Below are 25,629 nucleotides of genomic sequence, written 5' to 3' on the forward strand. Positions count from 1 at the left end.
ATGGCGCGCAAGAAGAAGAAAAAGGGCGGTGCCCTCACGCTGATCCTGCTGATCGTGCCGGCGGCCCTGATCGTGCTGCCGACCACCATCCTGTTCGGCATTGGCATGATCCCGACCATCGTCGCCTATGTGGTCGACCGCGATCCCGACAAATCGGCGCCGATCACCGTCGGCGGGCTGAATTTCTGCGGCTGCATGCCCTTCGCCATCGATCTGTGGAAGCACCAGCACACCATCGGCGCCGCCGCCAAGGTCTTCGCCGACCCGCTGTCCTGGCTGGTGATGTACAGCGCCGCTGCCGTCGGCTGGGGCATCTATTACGGCATTCCGCCGATGGTCGCCGGCCTGGAGGTCACCCGCGCCGAAAAGCGGGTCGAGGTGCTGAAGCAGAAGAAAGTGGCACTGGTCCAGGAATGGGGCCCCGATGTCGCCGGCGATTACTTCGACGAGTCCGGCGGCATGGAGCCTGAGGCAGAAATGGAAAGCGCCTGACCAGCAAACAGACCGACCGCAGGACTTGCAACCGGGCTCCCGGCCAGGGCATGATCGGGACGAGGGCCGCCGGGTCGGCCATGAGGTTGGAATGTTCAGCGTCAGCCAGGATGAAGCCGCCGCGATCCAAAGGGCGTTTCACGAGAGCGGCGAGTGGGCGGCCGTCGTCGAGTTGCGGCGGCACTTCCACATTCAGGACAATGTGAACGCCCTGAACGCCGTTCGCTCCATCGTCCGCTGGGCCCAGCCGCCACACCCCTCGCCCATATCTCCCGTCTAGATCCTCTCCCGCCCGAACAGGCTCAGCCGATCAGGCCGGTCACCGCCCGCGCAACGTCGGCGTGGATCGCGTCCTGCTGCCTGAAGCCTTCCGCGGTCTGCGTCAGGTAGCTGGCGACCAGCAGCGGCGCACGGCCCTCCGGCCAGAGAATGGCGATGTCGTTGGCGGTGCCGTTGGTGCCGGTCCCCGTCTTGTCCCCCACGCGCCAGCCGGCCGGCAGTCCGGCGCGCAGCCGTTTGTCGCCAGTCTTGTTGGCGACCATCCAGTCGATCAGCAGCCGGCGGGAGTCCGGCCGCAGGACATCGCCGACCAGCAGACGCTGCATGCTGCGCACCATGGCAGCAGGCGTGGTGGTGTCGCGCGGATCACCGGGGATGGCGGTGTTCAGCGTCGGCTCGTTGCGGTCCAGGCGCGTGGTCCTGTCGCCGATGCCCCGCAGGAAGGCAGTGAGGCCGGCCGGGTTGCCGACGCCGGGCAGCAGCAGGTTCGCCGCGACATTGTCGCTGAGCGTCATCGCTGCCTCGCACAGTTCGGCCACCGTCGGCGGCGTGCCGTTCAGCCGCGTCTCCGAAAAGGGCGCATAAGGCACCAGATCGGCCTTGGTCACCGGGATTTGCCGGTCCAGCAGGTCCTTGCCCTGGTCCACTGTCTTGAGGACGGCAGCAGCCAATAGAAATTTGAAGGTGCTACACATCGGGAACCGTTCGTCGCCGCGCCAGCCATGCAGCCGGCCGCTACCGCTGTCGAGCATCGCAACGCCCAGCCGGCCGCCGGTGCGGCCCTCCAGATCCGCCATCCGCGCCGCGAACGCGTCGTTCCCGGCCCCTTTTGTTGCTTTGTTTTTGCTGGCTTCCGCAGCTTGCGCGCCGGCCGCCGACAGCAGCAGAACCCCGCCCGTCGCCGCCAGAAATCCCCGTCTTCCAATCATCCCATCCTCCCGTTGAGCTGTTGCGATGACCGGACGATAGAAATCCCGGCGGAGGCCGGCAAACGAGCTTTCCTCGCGGAAGACCCAAATAAAACTTATGCCTTTCCGGATGATCGCCATGGCAGGCTATGGGCCGCTGCAGATACCGGAAGGAGCAGGCCGATGCCTTTGCGTCAGGAGATGGAAACCGACCGCTTTGCGGCGACGGCCGAGGATGGCAGCGTCCATGCAGTGGTGGAACTGACCAGCTTCATCCAGATGGTGACTTTCCGCGGTCCGGCCGGCTGGGTGCCGGAGGACAAGAGCTATCGCTTGGACAACGGCGACGCGGTGGAGCAGACGCCGGACGGCGGCTTCCGCATCGCCGGGTCAGGGCTGGTGCTCAGACGGTCCGTCTAAATCGGGTCGCGTAAATCCGGAAGGGATTTGGACCGTGAATCCAATCGCCAAATTCTAAGTACACCCATGCTGAACCAGCCCGCGCTTTCCGCTGGCGCGGTCAGGGCGGTTGAGGCCATCCTCCCTGCAACAATCGGCCCCAACTCTCTTGGAGCCACAAATGAGGGAGACAGAGACCGTGACCGCGCCGTTCATCCTCTATGGCAATGTGAATTCCCAGCCTGCGACCCGCATCGCGCTGTTCTTCCGGCTGGCCGGCATCCCCTTCCAGTACCGCCATCTCGATCTGCGCGCCGGCCAGCAGAAGTCGCCGGAGTATCAGGCGATCAACCGCTTCGGCCGGGTGCCGACGCTGGTACACGGTGACCATTCGATCTCGGAATCCAGCGTGATCCTGACCTATCTGGCCGAACAAACCGGCCAGTTCGGTGGCCGCGACGAGGCCGAGAAGCTGCGCCTTGCCGAATGGCTCAGCTGGCTGGCCGACGTGCTGCTGCCGGTCCAGCGGGCGCGCGCAGTGCGCAAGTTCAACGGAGACGCCAACGCCCTGCCCTGGCTCGACGCGTCGGCGGCGAGCGGGCTGAAACTGTTCGATCAGCATCTGGCCGGTCACAGCTACGTCCAGAGCGAACGGCTGACCATCGCCGACATCTTCGCCTTCCCCTGGATCGACCTGCTGAGCGAATCCGCGGTCGATGAGAAGGACTATCCCAACGTGAAGGCCTGGGCGGATCGCATCCGCGCCCTGCCCGGCTACAAGCCGCAGTATGAGCTGATGCCTTCGGCGGACGCGGAGTGCTGACGTAACGGATAGGGTGATCGCGGCGGGCATCCCGCCGCGACGCTCTCACCCCCGCGTGTCGTCGATCACCTTGCCGTCGTTGGGCAGACTGCCCGGTGCCACGAACTCCACCGCCCCCTTCAGTTTCGTCACCGACGCCAAAGTCTCGCGGATGGCGGCGGCGAGCCCCTCGCCGGTCTCCTCCGCTTCGCAACGGAGCGTCATGGTGTCGCTGGCGTCCTGACGGCCGACGACCAGACGGGCGCGGGCGAGCTGGGGATGGCGGCGCAGCACCTCCGCGACCTGGCTCGGGTGGACGAACATGCCCTTGACCTTGGTGGTCTGGTCGGCGCGGCCCATCCAGCCCTTCAGCCGCATGTTGGTCCGGCCGCAGGGGCTGGCGCCCGGCAGCACCGCCGACAGGTCGCCGGTGGCGAAACGGATCAGCGGATAGGCCGGGTTGAAGATGGTCACGACCACCTCGCCGACCTCGCCGTCGGGGACCGGGTCACCGGTGCCGGGGCGGACGATCTCGACGATGCAGCCCTCGTTCACCACCAGCCCCGAGCGCGCCGTGGTCTCATAGGCGACGATGCCGAGATCGGCGGTGCCGTAGCACTGGTAGACTTCCAGCCCGCGCGCCTCGTAGAAGGCCCGGGCGTCGGGCAGATAGGGACCGCCCGACACGCTGGCGATGCGGATCGACGACACGTCCAGCCCCAGCGCGTCGCCCTTCTCCAGGATGACCTTCAGGAAGTCGGGCGTGCCGATATAGCCGCGCGGCTTCAGGCTGGCGACGACCTGGGCCTGCATCTCGGTGTTGCCGGTGCCGGCCGGGATGACGGCGCAGCCGAGGGCATGCGCGCCGGTCTCGAACATCGAGCCGGCGGGAGTCAGGTGATAGGCGAAGCAGTTGTGGGCGAGATCGCCGGCACGGAAGCCGGCGGCGAACAGCGCCCGGGCGCTGCGCCATGGGTCGGCGCCATGCGGCTCCGGATCATGGATCGGGCCGGGCGAGGCGAAGACGCGGGCCAGCCGGCCGACCTCCATCGCCGCCAGACCGCCGAAGGGCGGGTTGGCCTGCTGGAGCGCGATCAGGTCGGCCTTGCGCGTCACCGGCAGGGTGGCGAGCGCGTTGCGGTCGTGGATCGCCGCCGGGTCGATGTCGGCCAGCAGCTTGCGGAAATAGGGGGCCGCGTCCCTGGCATGGTGCAGATGGGCCGGCAGCGCCGCGAACTGCTCGGCATCGCGCCGGTCGGAGGAACGGGTTTCAAGGTCGTCGTAGAAATCGGTCATGGTCGCTCGTCCGTTCAGGGGTCGGCCGATCAGGTGGCGGTATCGGCGGCGCGGGCATCGCAAAAAGGACGCCCCGCCACCCCCCTCAAATCCAGCGCTTGCGGCGCTTAAAGCTCTTCAGGTTCTTGAAGCTCTTGCGCTCTTCATTGCCGCCGCCGAGGTAGAATTCCTTCACGTCCTCGTTGTTGCGCAGCTCTTCGGCGGTGCCGTCCAGCACGACCTTGCCGTTCTCCATGATGTAGCCGCGGGTCGCGGCCTGGAGCGCCATGCGGGCGTTCTGCTCCACCAGCAGGATGGTGACGCCAAGATCCTTGTTGATCTGCTGGACGATGCTGAACACCTCCTTCACCATCAGCGGCGACAGGCCCATGCTGGGCTCATCCATCAGGATCAGCTTCGGCCGTGCCATCATCGCGCGGCCGATCGCCAGCATCTGCTGCTCGCCGCCGGACAGGTAGCCGGCGAGGCCGGTGCGCTCCTTCAGCCGGGGGAAATAGCTGAAGACCATGTCCAGGTCGTCCTTCACCCCGTTGTCGCGGCGGGTGTAGGCGCCGAGACGCAGATTTTCCAGGCAGGTCATATCGGCGATGATGCGCCGGCCCTCCATCACCTGGAAGATGCCCTTGCGGACGATCTGGTCGGGGTCAATGCCGTTGATGCGCTCGCCGTTGAAGGTGATGTCGCCGCGGGTGACTTCGCCGTCCTCGGTCTTCAACAGGCCGGAGATCGCCTTCAGCGTCGTCGACTTGCCGGCGCCGTTGGCGCCCAGCAGGGCCACGATCTCACCCTCGGGCACCTCCAGGCTGAGGCCGCGGAGCACGAGGATCACGTCGTTGTAGACGACCTCGATGTTGTTGACGGACAGCATCATCCGCTTCGCAGCCGTGACGGGCGGTGCGACTGGAGCGTTGGTCGAAGCGGCCGTGGCGGTGTTCAGCATGCGGCACCTGAGCTTTTCGGAAGATGACCGGTCGAAAGAAAGGAGGCGCCCCCGCCGATACGGGACGGAGGCGCCGCGTGCTTAGGGGCTTACCAGCCCAGCCATTCCGGCTTGCGCGGGACGTCGACGGTGGTCAGCTTCTCCAGCTTGATGGTGCCGGCATTGACCAGATCGGCGACGCTGGCGCCGGTGTCGCCCGTAACCTGCGCACGGTAGATGTTGACCGCCGTCATGCCACGGTGGTCGCTGTCGGTCCAGGTCGAGGGGACACAGACGCCCTCCAGCCCGGCCGGGACCCAATCCTTCTTCTGGTACATCGCCTTGCGGATGTTCGGGCCGGTGACGCCGCCGTTCTTCGACGCCCAGTCCATCGCCTCCTTCATGTAGAAGGCGGTGCAGACGCCAGCCATGTAATGCACCGGACGATAGGCGTTGCCCGACGCGTCGGAGATCTTGGAGATGTCCTTCAGCGTCTTCATGCCCGGCACTTCGGCATTCCAGGTCACCGCGGTGCGCATCGGGAACACCACGCCGTTGGCGGCCGAGCCGGCGGCCTTGGCGGCGTTCTCGTCCATGCCCCAGACATTGCCCATGAACTGCACCTTGGCGCCGACCGTCTGGCAGGCCTTCAGCACCGAGATGTTGGACCCGGCGGTATTGCCGAGATAGGCATAGTTGGCGCCGGCCTCCTTCAGGGTCAGGCACTGGGCGGTGTAGTCGCCGGGGGTCAGCGCGAACTGCACGGCCGGCAGGACGTCAAAGCCCAGCTCCTTGGCCAGCTGCTCGCCGGCATCCTTGGGCGCGTTGGGATAGGGGTGGTTGGCGCCCATGTGGACGTATTTCGGCTTGCCCTGGCCGCCCTGCTTCTTCCAGTCCTCCGCCGCCCACATCAGCATGCCGCGCAGCGCGTCGGAATAGGAGGGACCATAGAAGAAGTTGTAGGGCGCCGGCTTGGAGCCGTGCGGGCCCTTGCCGGTCGGGTCGGTCAGGTGGCCGGAATAGGAACCGGAATAGGCCGGGATCTCGTCCTTGCCGACGAAGCCGGTCAGCGCCTCGGTATCGGCGGTGCCCCAGCCCTGGAGCGCCGCGATCTTGTCGCTGCCCGACGACCATTTCTTGTACTGGCTGATGGCGCGCGGCGCCTGATAGCCGTAGTCGACGGTGTCGACCGCCAGCTTGGTGCCGTTGATGCCGCCCTTGGAGTTGATGTAGGCCAGCGCGTCCGCGACGCCCTGCGCGTAGGGCACGCCGACGTCCGAGGTGGCGCCGGACTGGTCCGCCAGATGGCCGACCGGGATGTCGGCATAAGCGGTGGCGGAGGTCGCCAGCAGGAGGGCCCCGGTAATGGCCGAAGTCGCGAAGAGCGCGGTCTTGATCGACATGGTGCGTTTACTCCCCAGTCTGTTCTGTTTGTTGATCGGCAAAAGCGTACGCATCAGTGCGAGAAGGGATAGAGCTTCCAGTAGGCCTTGATCTGCTTCCAGCGGTGGGCCAGCCCGTCGGGCTCGAACACCAGGAACAGGATGATGACGAGGCCGATCGACATCTCGCGCAGGAAGGCGATGTTGTCCTTCAGGTTCAGCGCGGTATCGAGCGCGGTACCGCTCACCAGCTTGGTAAGCGCCTGCATCGCTTCGGGCAGGAAGACCATGAAGGCGGTGCCCATCAGCGTGCCCATGATCGAGCCCAGCCCGCCGATGATGATCATGCCCAGGAACTGGATCGAGAAGAGGATGGTGAAGCCCTCGACCGACACGAACTGGAGATAGTGGGCGTACAGCGCGCCGCCGATGCCGGCATAGAAGGCGGAGATGCCGAAGGACATCGTCCGGTACTTCGTCAGGTTGATGCCCATGATCTCGGCGGACAGATAATGGTCGCGCACCGCCACCAGGGCACGGCCGTCGCGGGTCCGCATCAGGTTGGTGGCGAGGATGTACATCACCACCAGCGCCACCAGCGCCACGTAGAAGAAGCGCTCGTCGGTGTCGAAGGCGAAGCCGAACAGGGTCAGCGGCTCGGCAATGGTGCCGGCGGTGCCGCCGGTGAACCAGTCGGCGCGGGCGAAGAAGTCCTGCAGGATGTACTGCGCCGCCAGCGTGGCGATGGCGAGATACAGGCCCTTCAGCCGCGCCGCCGGCATGCCGAACAGCAGCCCGACCAGCGTGGTGACGACGCCGGCCAGCGGGATGGCCAGCGCAACCGGAACGCCCAGGCTGTTGCTGAGCCAGGCGGAGGCGAAGGCGCCGAAACCGAAGAAGGCGGAATGGCCGATGGAGATCTGACCGGTGAAGCCGACCAGGATGTTGAGGCCGAGGGCGGCGATTCCGAGATAGCCGATCTGGATCAGCAGGCTGAGCCAGTAGCGGTCCATGAAGGCCGGACAGGCCAGCAGCAGGACCACGCCCAGGATCGCGAAGTTGCGGCTGGTCCTGGTCGGGAAGATGGTGGTGTCGGACCCGTAGGACGTCTTGTAATCGCCGCTCGGGATGATGCTGACGGATGCCATGGGGGCCTCACACGCGCTCGATGTCTTTGGTGCCGAACAGGCCGTACGGCTTGATCATCAGGATGGCGATCAGGACGTAGAAGGGCGCGATCTCGTACATGTTGCCCCAGTTCAGCCATTGGCTGTCCAGGTAGTGCGCCATGTTCTCCAGCACGCCGACGATCAGGCCGCCGACCACAGCACCGATGACGCTGTCGAGACCGCCGAGGATGACCGCCGGGAACACCTTGATGCCGAAGAAGGACAGCGCCGACGACACGCCGTTGACCACGCCCACCGTGACGCCGGCCACCGCCGACACCATGGCGGAGATCGCCCAGCTCATCGCGAACATGTGGCGGACCGAGATGCCCAGCGACTGCGCCACCTGCTGGTCGAAGGCGGTGGCCCGCATGGCGAGGCCGACCCGCGAGTATTTGAAGAACCAGCCGAAGCCCGCCATGATCAGGATCGAGATGACCAGCGACATGACGTAGACGGTCTGAACCTCCAGCCCGAACAGGTTCATGGTTGGGCTGGCGAAGATCGGCGGGAAGGGCTTGGCGAAGACGCCGAACATCCACTTCATCGCCGCCTGGAAGACGATCGACAGGCCGATCGTCACCATGATGACGGAGATGATCGGCTCGCCGATCATCGGCCGCAGCACGACGATCTGCAAGATGACGCCGAAGGCCAGCATGAAGGCCAGCGTGATCGGGAAGCCGATCCAGAAGGGCAGCTGCCAGCTGGTCAGCAGCCACCAGCAGGTCCAGGCGCCGATCAGCAGGAATTCGCCCTGCGCGAAGTTGACGATGCGGCTGGCCTTGTAGATCAGCACGAAGGACATGGCGACCACGCCATACAGCGCGCCGACGATCAGGCCGTTGACGAGAAGCTGAAACAGAAGGGTCATGGCGTGGCCTCGCCCGTGAATTTCATGCGGTTCCCTCTCCCCCCCGGGGAGAGGGTTAGGGTGAGGGGGACGCGTGGCGAGGAGCGTCCGGCGGACGGATCCCCCTCACCCATCCTCTCCCCGGGGGGGAGAGGGGCTATTCTTGTCTGCATGGGCCGATCACGCCGCAACCGGCTGCCGCGGCGCCTTGGCGGCGGGGGCCAGATCGATGACGGTCAGCGTCGTGCGGATGCGCTGCTTGGTGCCGTCCTGGAAGGCGATCGTGGTGTCCACGTCGATCTTCGGCTGGCCGGCATAGATGCTGTCGATGATGGTGCCGTACTTTTCGGCGATGACGCCGCGGCGCACCTTGCGGGTGCGGGTCAGCTCGCCGTCGTCGGCGTCCAGTTCCTTGTAGAGCAGCAGGAACTTGGAGATGCGCTGGTAATCCGGCAGCGTCTGGTTCACCCGCTCCACCTCCGCCCGCAGCAGGTCGTAGACCTCCTGCTTCGACGACAGGTCGGAGTATGTCGTAAACGCGATGCGGTTCTTCTCCGCCCATTTCGACACGATGGGGAAGCGGATGCAGATGATTGCCGACAGATAGTCGCGCTTGTCGCCCAGGATCACCGCCTCGGCCACGTAGGGGCTGAACTTCAGCTTGTTCTCGATGTATTGCGGGCTGAAGCGGTCGCCCCCGGCGGTGGTGGCGATGTCCTTGATGCGGTCGATGATGACCAGATGGCCCTTCTTGTCGAAGAAGCCGGCGTCGCCGGTGTGCATCCAGCCGTCGCGCATGTCGGCGACGGTCGCCTTCTCGTTCCGGTAATAGCCGGCGAACATGTTGGGGTGGCGGGTGACGATCTCGCCGACGCCGTTGTGGTCGGGGTCGATCACCTTCACCTCGATGCCGCTGTCGAACGGCACGCCGACCGTGTCGAAATCCACGTCGGTGCCGCGATGGACGGTGTAGGCGCCCATCGTCTCGGTCTGGCCGTAGATCTGGCGAAGCGGCACGCCCAGCGCCTGGAAGAACTTGAAGGTGTCGGGGCCGAGAGCCGCACCGCCGGTCGCCGCCGATTTCAGGTTGGTGAAACCGAGCCGGTCGCGCAGCGCCTTGAACAGGATGGCGTCGGCCATCGCCGACCGCTCCCCTTTCGCCAGCGCCTCCAGCCCCAGCTTCATGCCGAGATCGTACATCTTCTGTTTGAAAGGCGAGGCGTCCATCATGCGGGCGCGCACGTCGGCAGCGATCTGCTCCCACAGGCGCGGGGCGAACAGCACGAAGGTCGGCCCGATCTCGCGGAAGTCGTGCATCATCGTCTCGGCTTCCTCGACGAAGTTCACGCGCATCCGCGACACCATGCCCATGCCGACCGCATAGACCTGCTCCATGATCCAGGACAGCGGCAGGACGGAGACATACTCGTCCTCCGGCCCCTTGGGATCGGCGGACAGGTAGCTGGCGACATGGCGGATCAGCCGCCCGGCCGGCAGCATCGCCATCTTCGGATTCGATGTGGTGCCCGATGTGGTGCAGAGGATGGCGACCTCGTCACCCCTGGTCGCCGCGACCATGCGGTCATAGAGGTCGGGCTGCTGCGCATGCAGCGCCTCGCCCATCGCCACCAGATCGGTGACCGGCATCAGGCGGGGATCATGATATTTGCGCATGCCGCGCGGGTCGGAATAGATGATGTGCTGCAGGGTCGGCAGCCGGTCGGCGAGGTTCAGCAGCTTGTCGACCTGCTCCTCGTCCTCGGCGAACACCACCTTCACGTCGGCATAGGTGATGAGGTACGCGACCTCCTCGTCCAGCGCGTCGCGGTAGATGCCCAGGCTGTAGCCGCGCACCGCATGGGTGGCGATCTCGCCCATCACCCAGTCGGGACGGTTGTCGCCGAGAAGCCCGACCACCTCGCCCGGCACGACGCCGAGCTTGGTCATGCCGAGCGCGAAGGCGCGGACGCGGGCATGGACCTGGCTCCAGGTGAAGGTGCGCCAGATGCCGAAATCCTTCTCGCGCATGGCGATGTCGACACCATGCTCGCGGGCGTGCAGGGCCAGCAGCTTCGGCAGGGTGTCGTTGATGGCCAGATCGGGAAGAGTAGAAGCGGACATCACGCGACCTCCTTGCGGGCCGGCGGAATGGCGGCGGCCGGGGCATCCTCCTCGTCATCCTCGCCCAGATAGGCGCGGCGGACACGGGGATCGGCCAGGACCTCCTCCGGCTTGCCTTCGGCGATCTTCTTGCCGAATTCCAGCACCATCACCCGGTGTGAGATGTCCATGACCACGCCCATGTCGTGCTCGATCATGACCACAGTCATGCCGAACTCCTCGTTCAGGTCGACGATGTAACGGGCCATGTCCTCCTTCTCTTCCAGGTTCATGCCGGCCATCGGCTCGTCCAGCAGGATCAGGTCCGGCTTCAGCGCGATGGCACGGGCCAGCTCCACCCGCTTGCGCAGGCCGTAGGACAGGGTGCCGGCGGTCGCCTTGCGCACATGCTGGATTTCGAGGAAGTCGATGATCTCCTCGACCTCGCGGCGGTGAGCCAGTTCCTCCTTGCGCGCGCCGGTCAGCCAGTAGAGCGATCCGGTCAGGAAGTTGTTCTTCAGCAGGTGGTGGCGGCCGACCATGATGTTGTCGAGCACGGTCATGTGCCCGAACAGCGCCAGATTCTGGAAGGTACGGCCGATGCCGAGCGAGGCGCGATGGTTCGGGGTCATCCCCGTCACGTCGCGGCCCTTGAAATAGACCTTGCCGTCGGTCGGTCGGTAGCGGCCGGAGATGCAGTTGACCATCGAGGTCTTGCCGGCCCCGTTGGGACCGATGATCGAGAACAACTCGCCCTTACGGATGCCGAAACTGACGTCGGTCAGCGCATGGACGCCCCCGAAGCGCAGATTGACGCCCCGAGCCTCGAAGATGGTCTCCGCCTGGGTTGCGGGCGAATTTTGGCCACGGGAATTTTGGCCAGGGCCGGGGTGTGGTGCGACGGGCGCGCCGGACATTTCCTCCTCCGTTGCTGTTGGTACCGCTTCTCGGGGTCACGATCCGGCTCTTTGGCGGCCGGCGTGGTCCATATTGTGGACCGTTTCATGAGCAACTTCCGCACTATATACCGTACCCCCGTCTGTTTTCAACACTGACATTCCGTCAGCGCATGTTTTTTGTTGCGGTAAGCCGCCGCAGGGTCCATATGATGGACCTCATGAGCAGCCATGCCGACATCACTTCCCCATCAGCCGCCCCGAACGCGGCAGGCGGCACCCAGAGCCTGGAGCGCGCCATCGCCCTGCTGCGCGCCGTCGCCGACGCTGAAACCGATGGCGCGCGGCTGGCCGACCTGATGACCGGGGTCGGGCTGTCGAAGGCCACCGCCCACCGGCTGCTGATGGCGCTGGCGCGCGACGGGCTGGTGGAGCGGGACGGCCGCAGCAAGCGCTATCACCTGGGACCCGATCTAGTGACGCTGGGCGATCTTGCGGCGCTGCGGCATCGTCCGCCGGCAACGCCTCCCTCCCCTGACCTGACCCGGACGTCGGAGGAAGCGCCGCAGGCGGTGCAGCCTTCGCCACCGGTCCTGATGGTGAGGCCGTCGGCCTTCCTGCGACCGGAGTATCGCGGTCAGTCGATTGCCCTGGCGACGCTGCTGTGCGACCGCCATGCCCGCGCCGCCGACGGCGCGCGGGCGGCATTGCTGCATGAAAGCGTCGCCGGCCAGACGACGGAGCTGAGCTTTGCCCGACTGGCCCGTGATTCGGCCCGTTTCGCCAGCGTGCTGGCCGGCATGGGGGTGGGAGCCGGTGACCGGGTGGCCGTCCTGCTGCCGAAGGGGCCGGAACTGCTGATCACCGCGCTGGCGATCTGGCGGCTGGGCGGCGTCTACATGCCGCTGTTCACCACCTACACCGCCTCGGCCGTGGCCTACCGGCTGGCCGACAGCGACGCGCGGGCCATCGTCACCAACGGCTTCCTGCGCCGCAAGGTGCCGCGCGACAACAGCCGGCCGGTGGTGACGGTGGAAGGCGACGAGGCCTTCGGTCCCGATGCCGTGCCCTTCTGGTCGTCGCTGCACGAGGCCGCCGCGCTGGCAGAGGTCGCCTGCTACCGCGAAAGCGATGCCTTCGCCCTGATCTACACCTCGGAGTCGGAGCCGACGCCCCTCGGCGTCTCGCTGCCGGTCAAGGCGCTGTCGGGGATCGAGCAGTACATGCGCATCGGCCTCGACCTGCGCGACGACGACATCTACTGGAACATGGCCGACCCTGGCTGGGCTTATGGCGCCTATTACGGTCTGGTCGGGCCGCTGCTGCTGGGGCGGACGACGATCTTCTGCGATGGGCCGTACGACGTGCGGCAGGGCTATCGCATGCTGACCAAGTTCGGCGTCACCAACCTGACCGCCGCCCCGTCGCAGATCCGGGCGTGGCATGGCGCCGATCCCGGCGTGACACACCAGTTCGCCCTGCGCATCCTGTCGGTGGTGGGCGAGCCGCTGCCACCCGACCTGATCGCCTGGGCCAACCGCACGGTGAAGGTGCCGCTTCTCGACCAGTATGGCCAGCGCGAGACCGGCATCTTCATCGTCAACCGCTATGATCCCGAAGGGATCGGACGTTCCGAGTCCGAACGGTTCGATGGCGCGGATTTGGTCCAGGCGGCCAGCGGCTCGCTGGGTCGGCCGATGCCGGGCTTCCGCGTCGTCATCCTCGACCCCGACGGGGGCGAGGCGCCGGTGGGCGGGGCCGGCGAGATCGCCATCGACGTCGACCATTCCCCGCTGTTCTGGTTCGAATCCTACGCCAACAACCCGGAGCGCACCGCCCAGCGCTTCCGCCACGGCCGGCGCTATTACCTGACCGGCGACCGCGCCTTCCTGGACGCCGACGGCAACATCCATTACCGCGGCCGGGCATCCGACGCGATCCAGATGCAGCAGGGCGAATAGGCAGCAGCCCCCCTTTTCGGGTATAGATCGCCTCCGGAGCAGGACGCCCAGGATGCGGCAGCCGGAAAAGCGCGAAGGACGGGCATGGAATCCAAGACGAAGAACCGCGAATCCTGGCTGGCCGCCGCCTTCACCGCGCTGGCCGAAGGCGGTGTCGACAAGGTGCGGGTGGAGGTGCTGGCGAAGGCCCTGAAAGTCACCAAGGGCAGCTTCTACTGGCATTTCCGCGACCGCACCGACCTGATGGACGCGCTGCTGGAAAGCTGGAAGCTGGGCCGCATCGCCGCCATCAAGGAGCAGACCCGGCTGGACGGGCGCGAGCCGGCGCAGCAGCTGCGCGACATGCTGGCGCTTTATGGCGGCAGCAAGCCGCGCGGCATGGCGATCGAGCTGGCGGTGCGCGACTGGGCCCGCCGCGCCCCGGAGGCTGGAAACGTCATCGCCGAGGTCGACCGCGAACGGCTGCACAGCGTCGCAGGCCTGTTCGTGGCGCTCGGGCTGCCCTCCGATCAGGCCTTCGCCCGCGCCTACCTGTTCTACGCCTTCGCCTTCGGCCAGGGGCTGCTCGCCCCCGGCGCCGCCGCCGACCGGGCCGAGGTGGTGCGGGCGATCTGCGCCGACGTGCTCGTACCGGCGGCGCAGCCCTGAGGCGTCAGGGCATGTAGGCCAGCCGCACATTGCCCCAGTGACGGCCGCGCACCACGATCGGCGCATCGACCTCCTTCAGGCGGACCATCTGGCCGCCGCCCATGTCGCGGCGGTAGGACTGCAACAGGAACGGACGGGTGTTGCGCGCCGCGGCAAGTCCGGAGCGGTCGGCGAAGACGCGACGGTTGCGGCAATGGGCCGCGTTCCACACGGCGTCGCCTGGCCGCTGCGGTTCGGAATAGCGGCTGTTGTGGGTCGGCAGATAGCCGACGGCATTGACCGCCACGCAGAACTGGAAGCGCGGATTCGTAGCGAGCACCGGCTCCTGGATCGCCGGGAACAGACGGTCCGTCAGTTCGGTGAAGGGGGCGAGGCACTGCTCCGGTTCGGTGCCGGGAATGGTGGACAGTTCGGTGGAGAACAGCGCCTCCTCGCCGATGGTGCCGTTGGACAGCGCCCCTTCCAGCGCCTTCGCCATGGCCGCGGCGGCGTCCTGCGCGCTGCGGATGATGGCGGAATCCGCCTCGATCATCGCGTTGTAATGTTTTTCGAGCCGGTTGCTCTGCGCGTCCGACAAATCGTCGAAAGCCAGATGCAGGCCGAGATCGCTGGTTCCCGCAACGACGGCCGACAGATCGCTGACGTCGCGCAAGGTCACGGTCAGCCGCGTCTGTTCGGCAAGCTCCGGCAACCCCTTGCCATCCACCAGCAGCCCGTCCAGCGACAGGTCCAGCATGGTGACGGTGCGGCGGTCGCCGCCAACAGTGACGGTGATCGGCTCCTCGCAGGGGATGCGGTTGGAGATGCGGCGGTCGCCAGCCACCGACTGGCGCAGCGCGATGACCAGCCGGCGCTTCAGGTCGGACACCGCGGCCTGGGTGTCGGACAGGCGACGGCTGACATCGGTGGCGATGCCGGTGATCTCGTCGGTCTGGTCGCGGATATGCAGCACGCTGCCCGACACCTGGGAGGCCCCCCCGGCCGAGTTGGTGGCGCTGCGCCCGATCTCCGCATTGGCGGCGGATTGCTCCTCCACCGCGGCGGCGGTGGCGGCGGCGGCTTCGTCGATCTCCTCGATCACCGAGATGACGGTCTGGATCGCCGAGACGCTGCCGCCGACCGCCTGCTTCAGCTGCTCGATCTGGCGGGCGATGTCCTCGGTCGCGCGCGCGGTCTGGTTGGCGAGGGCCTTCACCTCGCTGGCGACGACGGCGAAGCCCTTGCCTGCTTCGCCGGCCCGCGCCGCTTCGATGGTGGCGTTCAGGGCCAGCAGGTTGGTCTGGCCGGCGATCTCGTTGATGAGGTTGGCGACCTTGGCGATCTCCTCCGTCGCGATCTCCATCTGGCCGATGGCGGAGGCGGAACCGCGGGCGCTGTCCACCGCGCGCCGCGCCACCTCGCTGGAGCGGGCCGCCTGCCGGGCAATCTCGTGGCCGGCCGAGTTCAGTTCCTCCGTCGCCGCGGCGACCGACTGGGCGTTGGAGCTGGCCTGCTCCGAGGCGGCCGACACCACCACGGTGTTCTCCCGCACCACCCCCAACGACTGCATCAGATGCTGGATGCCGTCGCCGGCCCGACGGCTCGCCAGCTCCACGCCCATCCAGGTGGAATCGAGGTCCCCTTCGATCGACTTGCAGGTTTCCAGCAGGGCTTGGCGGGTCAGAGACTTCTGGCGCAGTTCCGTCTCGTGCTTCTCATGAATGCCGTAGGCCAGCTTCGCCTTCATCGCATTCAACTCCGACGCCACCCGCCGGAACTCGGGCACACCGATGGCCGGCACCGCTTCGGTCAAGGCACCGCGGGCGATACTCTCGAAGGTGTGTTCCAGCACCGCCAGCGGCCGACGCAGGTTGCGCAGGATCGCCCAGCCGAACAGGAGGGCGAGCAGCCCGCTGAGCATCATGGCCGCCGCCACCTGGAAGACGCGGCTCGCGTAGTCCCGTTCCGCCTTCTCGAACTCCTCGCGCGCCACCCGGACCTGAAGCTCCAGCAGGGCGTCGGACACGCGGCGCAGGTCGGCGAAGACCGGACGCAGGGTGTTGCGCAGATGGGTGTCCAACCCCGCCGCGTTCTTCTCCCGCGCCAGCGCCAGCGCCGGGGTGATGCCGGTCTGGAGATAGGAGCCGACCAGCGGCTTGAACTTCTCGGCGAGGATCGCTTCCTCTGGCGTCAGGTAGGTCGCCAGATAGTCGGACAGCAGGCGCTGCATCGTTGCGACGTTGCCGACCACCTCCTTCTCGACCGCGGCCGGATCGCCAGCGCCGCTTCCGGCCCGCAGGTCGGCCGCAAGGTCGGTCAGGCGTTGCCGGCTGTCGCGGGCGAGATTCTGGATTTCGCCGATCTGATAGGCGGGAACGGTACGATCCTCATACACCGTGCGCAGGGACTGGTTGGAGTCCGCCATGCCGTCCAGCCCGAGCCAGCCCGCCAGCAGGATGGCGAGGGTCAGCAGCGCGAACACCGCGGCCATGCGCCCGGACAGGCTGGCCCAGGCCAGGGCGGCGGCACGACCGGCACGGCTGCGGCGGACGAGAGTCCCTTCCGCCAGTTTCACGGCGGCGCGGCCGTCGCGCATCTCCGCATACAGCGTCTCGGCCATCGCGATTTCCTCGCGTGACGGCTTGGAGCGGATGGAGATGTAGCCGGTGACCTCGCCATTCTCCATCACCGGCGTGACGTTGGCCCGCACCCAATAGAAGTCGCCGCTCTTGGTGCGGTTCTTCACCAGCCCTTCCCACGGGCGCCCGGCCTTCACCGTCGCCCACAGGTCGGCGAAGGCCTCCTTCGGCATGTGCGGGTGACGGACGATGTTGTGCGGGGCGCCGATCAGCTCATGTTCGTCAAAGCCGCTGATCTCGACGAAAGCCTGATTCACGAAGGTGATGCGCCCGCCGGTGTCGGTGCGCGACACCAGGGGAATCCCTTCGGTCAGATGGACCTCACGGTCGGTGATCGGTGTATTGACGCGCATGACGCGGTTCCGCTCCAGCCAAAGCCTTGAACAAGACGGTCGGGCATGGAGACGAAACGAAAGCCGCCGCATGACAGCATTGGTCGCCCCACCGGACCGGACCTTTCGCTGCAATCGGCATGCCGGTCATTTTGTCGGTAAACGAACAAGCCACGCTCAAGCTCACAACGGCGACGCGAAACACCTCGCACCATCTCGTCGCAAAATGCATCCGGAAACGCAGGCCGGTCCCAAAGTATTATGCAATTTGGAAATTCCTATGCACTCCGACCATTCAGCCTCGCAACGATCCTGCGGACAGTCCGTCCAGCGGGATGGCGGTGACGCTTTTCACCTCCTCCATCACCGCGTAGGTGTGGGTTTCCCGCACGCCGCGGGCGGTGGACAGCAATTCGCCCAGGAACAGGCGGTATTCGTTCATATCGCGCACGCGGGCCTTGACCAGATAGTCGAAGCCGCCGGCCACCATGTGGCATTCCATGATCTGCGGCATGCGCAGGACGGTGGCCTTGAAGTCGTCGAAATTGTCGGGCGTCGTGCGGTCCAACACCACCTCGACGAAGACCAGCATCCCGGCTTCCAAACGGTGCGGGTCGAGCAGCGCCACATAGCGCTGGATGATCCCGTCTGCCTGGAGGCGCTTCACCCGCTCCAGGCAGGCGGCCGGGCTGAGGTTGATGCGGCGCGCCAATTCCACATTGCTGAGGCGTCCGTCATCCTGAAGTTCGCGCAGGATCTTGATGTCGGTGGAATCGAGGCTGCGGTCCATCGGCGGCTCGGAATGCTGTTCGGCTGGTAGCCCCAATCCTAACGGAAAAAACGGGATCAGGCCATGCCGGACCATGATCGGAGCGGCCAGGACCACACGGATCCGAAGCCTGTTCGCCCGCAAGGACGTCGCTCACGCCGACAGTGGCAGGATCACCGTCATGCGCAGGCCGCCGGTCGGGCGGTTCTCGGCGCGGACACGGCCGCCGAAGGCTTCGATGTTGCGACGCACGATCCACAGCCCGATGCCGAAATGCGCCGCTCCGGCCTGATGCGCTGCCGCTTCGTCCTCCGGCATGCCGCGGCCGGGTTCGCGGTGGGAGAAGTAGCGCTCGAAGATGCGATCCAGGTTGGCGGGATCGACGCCCGGCCCTTCATCGTCCACCACCAGCTCCGCCATCGACGCCCCCGGAGAGCCGGCGCGGGCCAGGCGGACGCTGACCGTGCCGTCGGGCGGCGAGAAGCTGACGGCGTTCTCCACCAGATTCTCAACGATGGTTTCCAGCGTCTCCTCGCTGGCCCGCACCACCAGCCCGGCCTCGATGCGCGAGCGCATGTGCAGGCGGCGTTCGGCGAGCAGCCCGGTATAGCCGCCGGCCATCCGCTCCACCAGGGACGACAGGTCGACGCGGCGGCGGGCGGGGGCCAGCAGGTCGGCCGCCGCCTCGTCCATCCGGCGGGCGAAGGAGACGAGACCGTCCAGCTTGTCCAACGACTTCTCGATCATGGTCAGGGCGCGCTGGCTGCGGGCGTTCTCCGCCGGCATGGCACGGCGCAGCGGCTCCACCGACTGGCGGATCACGGCGATCGGCGTCTTGAAGGCATGGGCATTGTCCTCCGCTGCCCGGCGCAGCGACTGTGCGCTGTCACGCAGGGTGGAGACCAGCCGGTCGAAGTCCTCGGCGACGCCGGCCAGTTCCGGCACGGTGTTGCGCGCGGCGAAGGAGGCATCGCCGTTTTCCTGGTCGGGCACATCCTCGCCTCCGACGATACGGCGGGCCAGATCGCCGAAGCGGTTCAGGTTGCGCCAGATACCGGCCAGCACGGCCAGCACCAGGGCGGCCATCGCCAGATAGATCGCCGCGGCGGCCTGGACCGCCGGCGTGCTCCAGTAGGGCCGGCCGATCGAGGAGGAGATGTAGGCCTCTGTCGCGTGGCTGGTCACCAGCGCCCAGCAGCCGAAGCTGGTCTTGATCGGGGTGATGGAGGACAGCACCTCCTCCCCACCTTCGACATGGGGAACGCGCATCGCCAGCGTCGAATTGCCGGCGCAGCTCGACCCCAGGCGGTCGAGTACCCCCTGTTCGAGCAGCAGGCGCCGTTCGGCGTCGATGTCAGCAGTCGACAGGCTGGGGGCGGCGGCGACGTAGAAAAAGGGTTCCGGCCCGGCCTTGGCGCCGGACGGGGTGGTGGCGGCGGCGCCGGTGGCGGCCACCCGCGGGCGCACCAGCAGCTTCAGCCGCGTGCGGTCGTCGCCGTAGCGGGCAAGGGCGATGCTCAGGCTGGGCAAAGCCGTGCGGTCGACCCCCAGCAGTTCGGGCTCCAGCGCGCGGGCGATCAGTTCGCCCTGGCGCTGCGCACTTTTCAGCAGGAGCTGCTGGGACGCCTCGTCGGCGCGCTGGAACTGGTCATAGAGCAGGACCGGCACCGCGACGAAGACGAGGGTGAGCAGCAGCAGGCGGCTCGCCATCGAGCGCCAGAGCCAGAGCAGGCGGGCGGACGCCCGTCGGGGCGCCCGCATCGCCAGGTCAATCGGCAGCAGCGCCATCGATCAGCATATCCTCGCCCATACCATCCTCATCACGGCCCTGGTTGGCCGCGTTCTCACCCTTGCCCCAGCGATAGCCGAAGCCCGGATAGTTCTCGATGCAGGCGAAGCTGGCGTCGACCGAGCGGAACTTCTGACGGATGCGCTTGATGAAGGCGCGGACATTGGCGCGGTAGCCCGACGGGCCGTAACCGGCGACAAAGCCCTTGCCGTGGACGAGATCGTAGATCTCGCGATAGGAGACGTCCTCCTCCGGGCGGGTCGACATCAGCTTGACGATGTTGAACTCGGTCAGCGTCAGGTCGATGCGCTTGCCCTTCCAGAAGGCGCGGCTGTTGTCGAGACGCAGTTCCAGCTCGCCCAGGCGGTGGCTTGTGCCGTTGCCGCCGGCCTCCGCATCTTCCGAGCCCTTGGTCGCGTCGCCCTTGATCCCATCGAGGATCAGGCGCATGCGCTTCAGCAGGATCGACAGGCTGCGCGACTTCTCCACGAAGTCCAGGGCACCGCCAGCCAGCGCCGCCTCTTCATAAATCTGGTCGGACAGAACGGTCAGGAAGATGACCGGCGTGGCGATGCCGCGGGCGCGCATCTGGCGCAGCACGTCGATGCCGTCCAGCTTGGGCATGCGCCAGTCCAGGAGGACGATGTCGACCGACCCGCCTTCGGCGAAGAAATCGAGCGCCGGTTCGCCGCGGTCGAAGGTGATGACCTCGTAGCCCTCGTCACCGAGGTTGAGGCTGAGCGACTCACGGAACAGGTCGTCGTCGTCCACCAGAGCGATGCGGGCAATGGTCGGTTCAGTCATTGCGGACATTCCCTTGTTCGACTCCGCCTTACTGAAGCCCGGGGCGGACAGGGCGCCCTGCGTCAGCTTGAGCGAGGAGTTGGGCGAAGCATCGGTGGTCGGCGTCAGGGACATTTTGGCTGCTCTTCATGTCGTAGGAGAGGGCGCGGAAGTCCTGGGACGAGGTCATATCCATGAAGAAGAAGACCTTGAGGGTACAATCGCCCTTGGCATACCGCCAAATCTTGGCGGGAGGCGCCTCTTCCCGTGCAACGGGGGACCCCAGGAGTTTGAGAGTCTGGACTTCGTCCAGCCCGACAAGGCTGTCGGGGTCGGCGTTGGTGGTTGCGGGCGGGGTGGACATGCCCCCCATGGACGGAACCGCCGCGGCATTCGCCGAAGCAGTCGCCGTTTGGGGAACCGTATCGGGCGCGATGGCCGCCAGTTGGGTGGAGGCCTGAGGAGAATTCTGGCCGGCATTCTGGCTGACCGCCAGATCGCCGGTGGTGACCGGTGGACCCGGCTGCGGCATCGGCAGGGCCGGCGCCAGCGCGGCGGCATCGGCAATCTTGCGGACCGGCTTCTGCCTTGGCACCGGCGGGGTCGCCGTGCGGGCATTCGGATTGGCCGCCGTCACGTCCGCTCCCCCCACGGCCCGGCCGTGTTGGCCGGGCAACCGGCCAGCAGCAGGACCGCGACCAGCAGGCCCGCATGTCGGCTCCGGCCGGCGGCGTAGGCGCCATACTGCGCCACATCGCGGAGGACTGCCGGCACGGTCATGGGGGCGGGCCTTTCAAATCCAGGGGGAACGGGCATAACGGCATTAACACGGGACGAACCATTTCCATCTAGCCTGGAAGTCAACTTCGCGTGCTGGTTGGAGTTGGCCGCGTCTGATGTCTCTAAACTCAATCCAGTCTGGTTAATGGCGCGTTAAAGCCACAGCCCTTACCCCCATTTTGCGAAAGTCCATCAATATTTTCGGAGGTTTCGTTTGATTTTCGAGCAAATCCACCCGGATTCGTCGGGTTCTTTGCTCAAAAGTGGTATGAATTCCGGCCAATCCATTATACGTCGATCGCGTCCTTGATGTTATGCGGAGCACGACAGGACGTGACAGAAATGAGGCGGGAGGATGGCCCGGATGGGACGGGACTGTGGCGATTGCCCAAAAAGCACTCGGCACAAAAACAATCGGCGGCGGAGCCACCCGGGTATGGCTCCGCCGCCGTTCAGCCGGACGGGCAACAGGTCATATGGCGGCGCGCAGGTAGCGGCCGTGGGTCGTTGCCACTGGAACTCCAGCCGTGGTTCCGGCCGGCCGTCAGGCCGGTCGGCGTCGTGGGAACGCTGCGTTTTCTGCACCATCCATCACGGAAATCATGATGCGCCGACCAAGCAGGATCGTCAAGTTTGTAGTACGTACAATTTAGGATGCCGCATATCCGGAGGATGGGGGGAGAGGGAGAACCTCCCCCCAAACACGAAGGGCCGCGCCTCCTGCAGGAAGCGCGGCCCTTCGTTGCCGAAGATTCCCTCACGCACAACCACGAGCGCGGGCCACCTTCGATGCGGTTGGACGACCGATGGCGTCGCTGATGAACGCACCAGCTGTGATCAGCTTGTCCAGATCGACCCCGGTCTCGATGCCGAGACCGTTCAGCATGTACAGCACATCCTCGCTCGCCACGTTGCCGCTGGCACCCTTGGCATAAGGACAGCCGCCAAGCCCGGCGACCGAGCTGTCCACCACCGCCACCCCCATCTGCAAGGCCGCCAGGATGTTGGCCAGCGCCTGCCCGTAAGTGTCGTGGAAATGGACGGCGATTTTCTCAACCGGTACCCGCTCCGCCACCGCAGCGATCATTGCTTGCGCCTTGGTCGGGGTGCCCGTGCCGATGGTGTCGCCCAGCGAGATCTCGTAGCAACCCATGGCAAACAGCCGTTCTGCCACGTCGGCCACCGCCTTGGGCGCGATTTCCCCCTCATAGGGGCAGCCGAGCACGCAAGAGACGTATCCGCGCACCGGCACGCCCGCCGCCTTGGCCTGCGCCATGACGGGTGCGAAGCGGTCCAGACTCTCGGCGATCGAGCAGTTGATGTTCTTCTGGCTGAAGCTCTCCGAGGCGGCGCCGAACACCGCCACCTCGTCGGCCCTGGCCGCCAAGGCACCCTCCAGCCCCTTCAGGTTGGGGGTGAGGGCGGCATAACGGACGCCGGGCTTGCGGGCGATGCCGGCCAGAACCTCGGCGCTGTCGCCCATCTGCGGCACCCATTTGGGCGAGACGAAGCTGGCCGCCTCCACCACGCTCAAACCGGCGTAGGACAGGCGGTCGACCAGTTCCACCTTCACCGCCGTCGGCACCATGGACTTTTCGTTCTGGAGGCCGTCGCGCGGGCCGACCTCCACCATGCGGACGAATTTCGGCAGCTGCATCGTCAGGACTCCGCGATGTCGAGAACCAGCAGGTCGACGCCTTCCGACACCTGATCGCCCGCCGCGAAATTCACCGCGCTGACGGTGCCGGCGGCCGGAGCCTTGATGGTGTGCTCCATCTTCATCGCTTCCAGCAGCATCAGCGGCGCGCCGGCCTCGACGCTCTGGCCCGGCTCGACCAGCACGCGGACCACGGTGCCGGGCATCGGCGCGGTCAGGCGGCCGGAGCCGCCCTCCTGCTCCGCCGCGCGGGCGCTGGGGTCGTCCAGCGTCAGGCGCGACACAGCACCATCGATCAGCACGGTGATGTCCAGCCCCTGCCGCACAACGGTGGCGCGGGTGCGCATGCCGTCCAGCGTCGCGGTCAGCAGCCCGTCCAACAGGCTGACCCCGGTCACCGGCATCGGCTTGCCGCCATCCACCGCGATCTCGTAGCCATCGCTGCGGAAATGCAGCGTCACCTCGCGCGCGGTGTCGCCATCCATCAGGCGCAGGTCGTAATGGTTCTCCTCGTTCAGCCGCCAGCCATTGGCGAGCAGCCACGGAGAATAGCGGTCTGAGCGGGCGCGCAGGGCGGCCTGGGCCTCCTCCCGCCGTGTCAGCAGCACCGACAGCGCGGCCGCTGCCAGCGCCCTGTCGGCCACCGGGGCCGGCGGCGGCAGCAGGTCGGCGCGGTGGCGCTCGATGAAGCCGGTGTCGATCTCCACCGCCTTGAAGGCCGGATGGCCGGCGATGGCGCCGAGAAAGGCGACGTTGGTGGTGACGCCGACCACCTCATAGTCGGCGAGTGCAACGCGCAAGCGGCGCAGCGCGCTGTCGCGGTCCTCGTCCCAGACGATCAGCTTGGCGATCATCGGGTCGTAATACATCGTCACCGAATCGCCCTCGCGGACGCCGGTGTCGACGCGGACATGGTCGCTCTCGGCCGGCGGGCGCAGACGCACCAGCTTGCCGATCGCGGGCAGGAAGTCGCGCTGGGGATCCTCGGCATAAAGCCGCGCCTCGAAGGCATGGCCCCGGCGGGTCAGCTGCTCCTGGCGCAGCGGCAGCTCCGCCCCGGATGCCACGCGCAGCTGCCACTCGACCAGATCGAGGCCGGTGATCTTCTCCGTCACCGGATGCTCCACCTGCAGACGGGTGTTCATCTCGATGAAGTAGAAGCCGCCATCCTCATAGAGGAACTCGACGGTGCCGGCACCGACATAGTTCACCGCCTTGGCGGCGGCGACCGCCGCCTCGCCCATGCGGCGGCGGAGGTCGTCGGGAAGGTTGGGGGCCGGCGCCTCCTCGATCACCTTCTGGTGGCGGCGCTGGACCGAGCAGTCGCGCTCGAACAGATAGACGCCGTTGCCGTGGGTGTCGCAGAAGACCTGGATTTCGACATGGCGCGGCCGGCCGAGATACTTCTCCAGCAGCAGGCTGTCGTCGCCGAACGCGGCCTTGGCCTCGCGCTGGGCGCCGGCCACCGCGTCGGCCAACTCGCTGGCGGCGCGCACCACGCGCATGCCCTTGCCGCCGCCGCCGGCCGACGCCTTGACCAGCACCGGATAGCCGATGCGCGCGGCCTCCGCCGACAGGGTGGCGAAATCCTGGTCGGTGCCGTGATAGCCCGGCACCAACGGCACGTCGGCATTCGCCATCAGCCGCTTGGATTCCGCCTTGGAGCCCATGACGCGGATCGCCTCGATCGGCGGGCCGATGAAGACGACACCGGCCTCGGCACAGGCGGCGGCGAAGCCGGCATTCTCCGACAGGAAGCCGTAGCCGGGATGGATGGCCTGTGCCCCCGTGCGCTTCGCCACGTCGAGGATGACGTCGCCGCGCAGATAGCTTTCGCCGACCGGGGCCGGGCCGATGCAGACGGCTTCGTCGGCCATCTGGACATGCATGGCCTTGGCGTCGGCCTCCGAATGGACGGCGACGGTCTTGATGCCCAGGCGGCGGGCGGTGCGGATGACCCGGCAGGCGATTTCGCCGCGGTTGGCGATCAGGATCTTGTCGAACATGTGGATCAGCTCCGCCAGGACGGGGTGCGTTTGTCGAGGAAGGCGCCGACGCCCTCCTTGCCTTCGGCGCTGGCGCGCTGGCGGGCGATGCGCTCCGCCGTGTCGCGCATCACCTCTTCGGTCAGCGGCCGGCGGGCGACGGCACGGATCAGCTCCTTGGCGGCGGTGACCGCCGTCGGCGCGCTGTCCATCAGGTTCTTCACCGTCTTCGCCACCGTCTCTTCCAGCCCGTCGGCGTTGGTCAGCTCATGCAGCAGGCCGATGCGATGGGCCTCCGCCGCGCCGAAGCGCTCGCCGGTCAGGAAATAGCGCCGGCAGGCGCGCTCGCCGATTGCGGCGATGACATAGGGGCTGATGGCGGCGGGGATGATGCCCAGCCGCACCTCCGACAGGGCGAAGGTCGCCGTCTCGACGCCGATGGCGATGTCGCAGGCCGACACGAGGCCCACGCCGCCGCCGAAGGCCGGCCCCTGCACCACGGCAACCGTCGGCTTCGGGCATTCGTCCAGCGTCCGCAGCATGCTGGCGAGGCCCATGGCGTCGGCCAGATTCTCCTCGCGCGAATAGCCGGCCATCCGCTTCATCCAGGACAGATCGGCCCCGGCCGAGAAGCTCTTGCCCACCCCGCGCAGCAGCACGACGCGCACAGCCGGATCCTCGCCCACCCGGCGGAAGGCGGCGGTCAGGTCGGCGATGACCTGCTCGTTGAAGGCGTTGTGGACGTCGCCGCGGTTCATGGTGATGGTGGCGACGCCGGTGTCGGCAACCTCGATAAGGATGTCGCTCATGGT

The 25,629-nt window shown here is 66.8% G+C and carries 23 protein-coding genes; 6 read left to right on the plus strand and 17 right to left on the minus strand.

What is annotated here, in order from left to right; translation table 11 throughout:
• Positions 1–492 carry a hypothetical protein gene (locus tag E6C72_RS14175; protein WP_109443861.1) on the plus strand — a complete coding sequence of 164 codons (492 nt, stop codon included), beginning with the start codon at positions 1–3 and terminating at the stop codon, positions 490–492.
• Positions 493–583: 91 nt separating this feature from the next.
• The gene (locus E6C72_RS14180) at positions 584–772 is read left to right on the plus strand and encodes a hypothetical protein (RefSeq protein ID WP_109443862.1); all 189 of its coding nucleotides are present in this window, start codon (positions 584–586) and stop codon (positions 770–772) included.
• A gap of 22 nt (positions 773–794) precedes the next feature.
• Here the strand turns inward: E6C72_RS14180 and bla are convergent, their stop codons facing one another.
• Entirely contained in the window at positions 795–1,700 is a 906-nt protein-coding gene (gene bla, locus E6C72_RS14185; protein ID WP_109443863.1) for a class A beta-lactamase, read from the minus strand.
• Positions 1,701–1,862: 162 nt separating this feature from the next.
• Here bla and E6C72_RS14190 point away from each other — a divergent pair, with 162 nt between their 5' ends.
• Positions 1,863–2,099 carry a hypothetical protein gene (locus tag E6C72_RS14190; protein WP_109443864.1) on the plus strand — a complete coding sequence of 79 codons (237 nt, stop codon included), beginning with the start codon at positions 1,863–1,865 and terminating at the stop codon, positions 2,097–2,099.
• Between the two features lie 178 nt (positions 2,100–2,277).
• Positions 2,278–2,901 carry a glutathione S-transferase family protein gene (locus E6C72_RS14195; protein WP_109443865.1) on the plus strand — a complete coding sequence of 208 codons (624 nt, stop codon included), beginning with the start codon at positions 2,278–2,280 and terminating at the stop codon, positions 2,899–2,901.
• 45 nt (positions 2,902–2,946) lie between these two features.
• Here the strand turns inward: E6C72_RS14195 and E6C72_RS14200 are convergent, their stop codons facing one another.
• The 7 genes from E6C72_RS14200 to E6C72_RS14230 form a co-directional block, all read right to left on the minus strand.
• On the minus strand, positions 2,947–4,176 hold the full coding sequence (locus E6C72_RS14200) for a phenylacetate--CoA ligase family protein (RefSeq protein ID WP_109443866.1): 1,230 nt from the start codon (positions 4,174–4,176) through the stop codon (positions 2,947–2,949).
• Positions 4,177–4,261: 85 nt separating this feature from the next.
• Entirely contained in the window at positions 4,262–5,116 is an 855-nt protein-coding gene (locus tag E6C72_RS14205; RefSeq protein WP_371298444.1) for an ABC transporter ATP-binding protein, read from the minus strand.
• An 89-nt stretch (positions 5,117–5,205) separates the two neighbouring features.
• Positions 5,206–6,498, minus strand: a complete 1,293-nt coding sequence (locus E6C72_RS14210; RefSeq protein ID WP_109443867.1) for an ABC transporter substrate-binding protein — start codon at positions 6,496–6,498, stop codon at positions 5,206–5,208.
• A gap of 53 nt (positions 6,499–6,551) precedes the next feature.
• Positions 6,552–7,625 carry a branched-chain amino acid ABC transporter permease gene (locus E6C72_RS14215; protein ID WP_109443868.1) on the minus strand — a complete coding sequence of 358 codons (1,074 nt, stop codon included), beginning with the start codon at positions 7,623–7,625 and terminating at the stop codon, positions 6,552–6,554.
• Positions 7,626–7,632: 7 nt separating this feature from the next.
• Complete coding sequence (locus E6C72_RS14220; RefSeq protein WP_012975679.1) at positions 7,633–8,520, minus strand: branched-chain amino acid ABC transporter permease; 888 nt, start codon at positions 8,518–8,520, stop codon at positions 7,633–7,635.
• Positions 8,521–8,679: 159 nt separating this feature from the next.
• The gene (locus E6C72_RS14225) at positions 8,680–10,620 is read right to left on the minus strand and encodes a long-chain fatty acid--CoA ligase (protein WP_109443869.1); all 1,941 of its coding nucleotides are present in this window, start codon (positions 10,618–10,620) and stop codon (positions 8,680–8,682) included.
• Positions 10,620–11,516, minus strand: a complete 897-nt coding sequence (locus tag E6C72_RS14230) for an ABC transporter ATP-binding protein (RefSeq protein WP_199228928.1) — start codon at positions 11,514–11,516, stop codon at positions 10,620–10,622. Before E6C72_RS14230 ends, E6C72_RS14225 begins: the two co-directional genes overlap by 1 nt.
• Positions 11,517–11,716: 200 nt before the next feature.
• Here E6C72_RS14230 and E6C72_RS14235 point away from each other — a divergent pair, with 200 nt between their 5' ends.
• Positions 11,717–13,456: an AMP-binding protein gene (locus E6C72_RS14235; RefSeq protein WP_247876044.1), complete on the plus strand. Its 1,740-nt coding sequence runs from the start codon at positions 11,717–11,719 to the stop codon at positions 13,454–13,456.
• An 84-nt stretch (positions 13,457–13,540) separates the two neighbouring features.
• Positions 13,541–14,104 carry a TetR/AcrR family transcriptional regulator gene (locus tag E6C72_RS14240; protein WP_109443870.1) on the plus strand — a complete coding sequence of 188 codons (564 nt, stop codon included), beginning with the start codon at positions 13,541–13,543 and terminating at the stop codon, positions 14,102–14,104.
• 4 nt (positions 14,105–14,108) lie between these two features.
• On the opposite strand, the gene E6C72_RS32625 is transcribed toward E6C72_RS14240, so the two are convergent.
• The 9 genes from E6C72_RS32625 to E6C72_RS14280 form a co-directional block, all read right to left on the minus strand.
• Entirely contained in the window at positions 14,109–17,075 is a 2,967-nt protein-coding gene (locus E6C72_RS32625) for a methyl-accepting chemotaxis protein (RefSeq protein ID WP_109443871.1), read from the minus strand.
• Positions 17,076–17,349: 274 nt separating this feature from the next.
• Entirely contained in the window at positions 17,350–17,844 is a 495-nt protein-coding gene (locus E6C72_RS14250) for an Lrp/AsnC ligand binding domain-containing protein (RefSeq protein WP_109443872.1), read from the minus strand.
• 132 nt (positions 17,845–17,976) lie between these two features.
• Entirely contained in the window at positions 17,977–19,611 is a 1,635-nt protein-coding gene (locus E6C72_RS14255) for a HAMP domain-containing sensor histidine kinase (protein ID WP_109443873.1), read from the minus strand.
• A complete protein-coding gene (locus E6C72_RS14260) occupies positions 19,592–20,416 on the minus strand; it encodes a response regulator transcription factor (RefSeq protein ID WP_109443874.1) in 825 nt (274 codons plus the stop codon). The genes E6C72_RS14255 and E6C72_RS14260 overlap by 20 nt, the downstream gene beginning before the upstream one ends.
• Before the next feature lie 28 nt (positions 20,417–20,444).
• Positions 20,445–21,032 (minus strand): hypothetical protein, encoded by a 588-nt coding sequence (locus E6C72_RS14265; RefSeq protein WP_247882141.1) that lies wholly within the window; start codon positions 21,030–21,032, stop codon positions 20,445–20,447.
• A complete protein-coding gene (locus E6C72_RS32270) occupies positions 21,029–21,175 on the minus strand; it encodes a hypothetical protein (RefSeq protein ID WP_247882142.1) in 147 nt (48 codons plus the stop codon). Before E6C72_RS32270 ends, E6C72_RS14265 begins: the two co-directional genes overlap by 4 nt.
• A 757-nt stretch (positions 21,176–21,932) precedes the next feature.
• Entirely contained in the window at positions 21,933–22,832 is a 900-nt protein-coding gene (locus tag E6C72_RS14270; RefSeq protein WP_109443876.1) for a hydroxymethylglutaryl-CoA lyase, read from the minus strand.
• Between the two features lie 2 nt (positions 22,833–22,834).
• Positions 22,835–24,838 carry an acetyl/propionyl/methylcrotonyl-CoA carboxylase subunit alpha gene (locus tag E6C72_RS14275; protein WP_109443877.1) on the minus strand — a complete coding sequence of 668 codons (2,004 nt, stop codon included), beginning with the start codon at positions 24,836–24,838 and terminating at the stop codon, positions 22,835–22,837.
• 5 nt (positions 24,839–24,843) lie between these two features.
• Positions 24,844–25,626: an enoyl-CoA hydratase/isomerase family protein gene (locus E6C72_RS14280; RefSeq protein ID WP_109443878.1), complete on the minus strand. Its 783-nt coding sequence runs from the start codon at positions 25,624–25,626 to the stop codon at positions 24,844–24,846.
• Between the last annotated feature and the right edge of the window lie 3 nt (positions 25,627–25,629).

This window comes from Azospirillum sp. TSH100 (genome assembly GCF_004923295.1).
Classification (GTDB): Bacteria; Pseudomonadota; Alphaproteobacteria; order Azospirillales; family Azospirillaceae; genus Azospirillum.

What these genes read in the sequence shown, in the direction of transcription:
- E6C72_RS14275 (WP_109443877.1), bottom strand. Translation starts at nt 24,838, where the DNA reads ATGTTCGACAAGATCCTGATCGCCAACCGCGGCGAAATCGCCTGCCGG.
- E6C72_RS14235 (WP_247876044.1), top strand. Translation starts at nt 11,717, where the DNA reads ATGAGCAGCCATGCCGACATCACTTCCCCATCAGCCGCCCCGAACGCG.
- E6C72_RS14280 (WP_109443878.1), bottom strand. Translation starts at nt 25,626, where the DNA reads ATGAGCGACATCCTTATCGAGGTTGCCGACACCGGCGTCGCCACCATC.
- E6C72_RS14200 (WP_109443866.1), bottom strand. Translation starts at nt 4,176, where the DNA reads ATGACCGATTTCTACGACGACCTTGAAACCCGTTCCTCCGACCGGCGC.
- E6C72_RS14260 (WP_109443874.1), bottom strand. Translation starts at nt 20,416, where the DNA reads ATGACTGAACCGACCATTGCCCGCATCGCTCTGGTGGACGACGACGAC.
- E6C72_RS14190 (WP_109443864.1), top strand. Translation starts at nt 1,863, where the DNA reads ATGCCTTTGCGTCAGGAGATGGAAACCGACCGCTTTGCGGCGACGGCC.
- E6C72_RS14250 (WP_109443872.1), bottom strand. Translation starts at nt 17,844, where the DNA reads ATGGACCGCAGCCTCGATTCCACCGACATCAAGATCCTGCGCGAACTT.
- E6C72_RS14225 (WP_109443869.1), bottom strand. Translation starts at nt 10,620, where the DNA reads ATGTCCGCTTCTACTCTTCCCGATCTGGCCATCAACGACACCCTGCCG.
- E6C72_RS14230 (WP_199228928.1), bottom strand. Translation starts at nt 11,516, where the DNA reads ATGTCCGGCGCGCCCGTCGCACCACACCCCGGCCCTGGCCAAAATTCC.
- E6C72_RS14240 (WP_109443870.1), top strand. Translation starts at nt 13,541, where the DNA reads ATGGAATCCAAGACGAAGAACCGCGAATCCTGGCTGGCCGCCGCCTTC.
- E6C72_RS14180 (WP_109443862.1), top strand. Translation starts at nt 584, where the DNA reads ATGTTCAGCGTCAGCCAGGATGAAGCCGCCGCGATCCAAAGGGCGTTT.
- E6C72_RS14175 (WP_109443861.1), top strand. Translation starts at nt 1, where the DNA reads ATGGCGCGCAAGAAGAAGAAAAAGGGCGGTGCCCTCACGCTGATCCTG.
- E6C72_RS14255 (WP_109443873.1), bottom strand. Translation starts at nt 19,611, where the DNA reads ATGGCGCTGCTGCCGATTGACCTGGCGATGCGGGCGCCCCGACGGGCG.
- E6C72_RS14205 (WP_371298444.1), bottom strand. Translation starts at nt 5,116, where the DNA reads ATGCTGAACACCGCCACGGCCGCTTCGACCAACGCTCCAGTCGCACCG.
- E6C72_RS14220 (WP_012975679.1), bottom strand. Translation starts at nt 8,520, where the DNA reads ATGACCCTTCTGTTTCAGCTTCTCGTCAACGGCCTGATCGTCGGCGCG.
- E6C72_RS32270 (WP_247882142.1), bottom strand. Translation starts at nt 21,175, where the DNA reads ATGACCGTGCCGGCAGTCCTCCGCGATGTGGCGCAGTATGGCGCCTAC.
- E6C72_RS14215 (WP_109443868.1), bottom strand. Translation starts at nt 7,625, where the DNA reads ATGGCATCCGTCAGCATCATCCCGAGCGGCGATTACAAGACGTCCTAC.
- E6C72_RS32625 (WP_109443871.1), bottom strand. Translation starts at nt 17,075, where the DNA reads ATGCGCGTCAATACACCGATCACCGACCGTGAGGTCCATCTGACCGAA.
- bla (WP_109443863.1), bottom strand. Translation starts at nt 1,700, where the DNA reads ATGATTGGAAGACGGGGATTTCTGGCGGCGACGGGCGGGGTTCTGCTG.
- E6C72_RS14210 (WP_109443867.1), bottom strand. Translation starts at nt 6,498, where the DNA reads ATGTCGATCAAGACCGCGCTCTTCGCGACTTCGGCCATTACCGGGGCC.
- E6C72_RS14270 (WP_109443876.1), bottom strand. Translation starts at nt 22,832, where the DNA reads ATGCAGCTGCCGAAATTCGTCCGCATGGTGGAGGTCGGCCCGCGCGAC.